We start from the raw sequence: 3,240 nt of genomic DNA, 5'->3' as shown, positions 1-3,240 counted from the left end.
GCGGCCGGCGCCACCGTCGCCTACACCGGACAGCCACTCGCCACGCTGATCCCGCTCCTCGTCTCCCGGGCGGTCCGCCGGGCCACCTGGGAGTACGCCACGATGCTCCTGGCCGGCCTGGGGGAGTGCGCCGACTGCGGCCAGGACGTCGGCCGCGCGGCATTCGACCGGGCCTCCCACCTCCTGCTGCGCACCCTGGAGACCGCGGGCCCCGGCACCCACCACCTGGTCTGCAGCACCCCCACGGACAACGAGCAGCTGCTCGCCGCCCTGCACACCGAACGCGACATGACCGGACCGGCCCGCCTCGACTCGGCGGAAGGAGCCGAATTCGTGACCGTGCTCGCCGTGGGCATCGCCCTCGAACGCCGCGGGGGAGTCGTCCTGCGGACGAGCGCACCCGGCGCCCCGGACCGGGTGCACGGCTGGCGGCTGAGCCGCGGCAGCCTCGCCCCCCTCACTGCGGGCGAGGTCTTCAGCGCCTACTGCACCGATGCCGACACCGGAGAACCGGTCTCCCCGGAGTCCGGAGTGGAGTACTGCGCAGGCTTCGACATCGGCGCCGACGAACCGGAACCCCACCACTGACAAGCCGAAGGGGCTTCCCGCCACCATCGGCGGGAAGCCCCTTCTCCTCATCGTCCGGGCGCTGCGGACCTACTCGCCCGAAAGCACCGCCTGCGCGGCAACCCGCGCCTCCTCGGCGGAGTCCGCCGCACGCGCGGCGGACGCGGCCCGCTCGCACTGCGCGAGCGTGTACTTCGCCAGCGTGGTGCGCACATAGGGAATGGACGCGGCGCCCATCGAAAGCGACGTCACTCCCAAGCCGGTCAGGACACAGGCGAGCAGCGGATCGGCGGCAGCCTCACCACAGACACCACAGCTCTTGCCCTCGGCCCTGGCCGCATCGGCCGACATCGCCACCAGATCCAGCAGCGCGGGCTGCCACGGATCCTGCAACCGGGACACCGCACCCACCTGGCGGTCGGCCGCGAAGGTGTACTGCGCCAGGTCGTTGGTGCCCAGCGACAGGAACTCCACCTCCTGAAGCACCGAACGCGCGCGCAGCGCGGCCGACGGAATCTCGACCATCGCACCGAACTTCGCGTTCAGCCCGGCCGCGCGGCACGCGTCGGCGAACGCCTTGGCGTCCGCACGGTCCGCGACCATGGGCGCCATGACCTCGAGATAGACGGGCAGCCCCTCGGCCGCCTTCGACAGAGCGGTCAACTGGGTCCGCAGCACATCGGGGTGATCCAGCAGGCTGCGCAGTCCGCGCACACCCAGCGCCGGGTTCGGCTCGTCCGCCGGCGTCAGGAAGTCCAGCGGCTTGTCCGCCCCGGCATCCAGCACCCGCACCACGACACGTCCCTCGGGGAACGCCTCGAGCACGGCGCGGTACGCCACGATCTGCTTCTCCTGCGACGGTGCCTGCTTGCTGTCGTCAAGGAAGAGGAACTCGGTGCGGAACAGACCCACACCCTCGGCCCCCGCCTCGACGGCCGCCGGCACATCGCCGGGCCCGCCGATATTGGCGAGCAGTGGCACCTTGTGGCCGTCGGACGTCGCACCGGGACCGGTCGACGTGGACAACGCGGCCTTCCGCGCGGCCGCGGCACTCTCCATCTCCGCGCGCTTCTCGGCGCTCGGCTCGACGAAGATCTCGCCGGTGCTGCCGTCCACCGCGATCACGGTGCCCTCGGCGATCTCGCCGGCGCCGGGGAGCGCCACCACGGCGGGCACACCGAGCGCCCGAGCCAGAATGGCGCTGTGGCTGGTCGGTCCGCCCTCCTCGGTGACGAAGCCGAGCACCAGCGTGGGGTCGAGCAGCGCCGTGTCGGCAGGAGCCAGGTCCCGCGCGATCAGCACATACGGCTCGTCGCTGTCCGGCACACCAGGCATCGGCACACCGAGCAGCCGGGCCACGATCCGGTTGCGCACATCGTCGAGGTCGGCGACACGGCCCGCGAGGTACTCCCCGGCACCGGCCAGCAGCGCCCGGTAGGAAGCGAACGCGTCGTACACGCCGCGCTCGGCGGTGCTGCCGACAGCGATACGCCGGTCGACATCAGCCATGAGCTCGGGGTCCTGGGCCATCATGGCCTGGGCCTCCAGCACGTGCTGGGCCTCGCCACCGGCCAGGTTGCCGCGCGCGATGAGGTCGGCCGCCACAGCCTCCACGGCCTGCCGCGCCCGCCCCTGCTCGCGCTCCGCCTCCTCGGCCGGGATCTGCTTGGCCGGCGGTTCGAGCACTGCCGTGCCCATGTGCCGTACCTCGCCGATCGCCACACCGTGGCTCACGCCTACGCCCCGCAGCGTTGTCTCCATTTCACCTGTCTCCGATTGTGCGGGGGACGATGCCTCCGCGATGGATATCCGGTCCGCTGTCACTGCGCCGAACGTATTACTGCCAGCCGAACAGTGCGTCGCCGATCTTCACGTCGCCGTCCTCGACGACGGCGGAGAGGGAATCGGCGGTTGCCTCCAGCGCCACGACGGGGCAGATCGGGGACTTGCCGGCCGCTTCCACAGCGGCCGGGTCCCAACGCACGATGCTCTGGCCGCGTGTGACGGTGTCACCCTTGTTCACCAGGAGCTCGAAGCCCTCACCATTGAGCTGGACGGTGTCGATACCGAGGTGGGTCAGAACCCCGTGTCCCTCGGCGTCCACGACCACGAAGGCGTGCGGGTGAAGGGAGACGACGATTCCGTCGACCGGCGACACGGCCTCCGACGGCTCGCGTACGGGGTCGATGGCGGTACCGGGACCGACCATCGCACCGGAGAAGACCGGGTCGGGTACCGCAGCGAGCCCGATGGCGCGTCCGGCAAGCGGGGACGTCACAGTGGTCATGGGGAGCCTCCCAGAGTGGAGCTTCATTGGCGCCGCCGCATGTAGGAGGGCGGCGTACTGCTCAGCAGGGTAAGTCATAAGAAGTGCCGGTTCCGCCTGAGTCCTGGCGGTTCGAGGACCTAGGGGTGCACCGGAAACTATTTGCCTCGTCTCCCGGCAGCCTGTACTGTCGTACTCCTGCCTGACCCCAACGCGACATTGAGTCGGGGGTCGGCGGCGACTATTAAGCCCAAACCCTAACCCGACATCGGCACCGGCATGTCTGCTGGGGCTGGTCAATCGGACCGGAAAGGCCTGATAGAGTCGGACTCGCCGAAAGGGAAAAACGCGAAAGCGAAATTCCCCGAAGGTAATCCAGCAAGAATCCCGCTTCGACCGGGAATCGG

2 protein-coding genes and 1 pseudogene are annotated in these 3,240 nt (G+C 70.1%); 1 reads left to right on the top strand and 2 read right to left on the bottom strand.

Annotation, left to right across the window (positions count from 1 at the left end; all coding sequences use genetic code 11):
- Positions 1-588, top strand: a pseudogene (locus J1C73_RS12135) (hypothetical protein); the annotation flags it as partial.
- 69 nt (positions 589-657) lie between these two features.
- Here the strand turns inward: J1C73_RS12135 and ptsP are convergent.
- Both ptsP and J1C73_RS12125 read right to left on the bottom strand, forming a co-directional pair.
- Positions 658-2,328, bottom strand: a complete 1,671-nt coding sequence (ptsP, locus tag J1C73_RS12130; RefSeq protein ID WP_207316374.1) for a phosphoenolpyruvate--protein phosphotransferase — start codon at positions 2,326-2,328, stop codon at positions 658-660.
- Between the two features lie 76 nt (positions 2,329-2,404).
- Positions 2,405-2,854, bottom strand: coding sequence for a PTS sugar transporter subunit IIA (locus J1C73_RS12125; RefSeq protein WP_207316373.1), 450 nt, complete (start codon positions 2,852-2,854; stop codon positions 2,405-2,407).
- Positions 2,855-3,240 lie beyond the last annotated feature (386 nt).

The organism is Streptomyces laculatispora (assembly GCF_017353455.1).
Classification (GTDB): Bacteria; Actinomycetota; Actinomycetes; order Streptomycetales; family Streptomycetaceae; genus Streptomyces; species Streptomyces laculatispora.
This window is presented reverse-complemented; position numbering and strand designations above follow the sequence as displayed.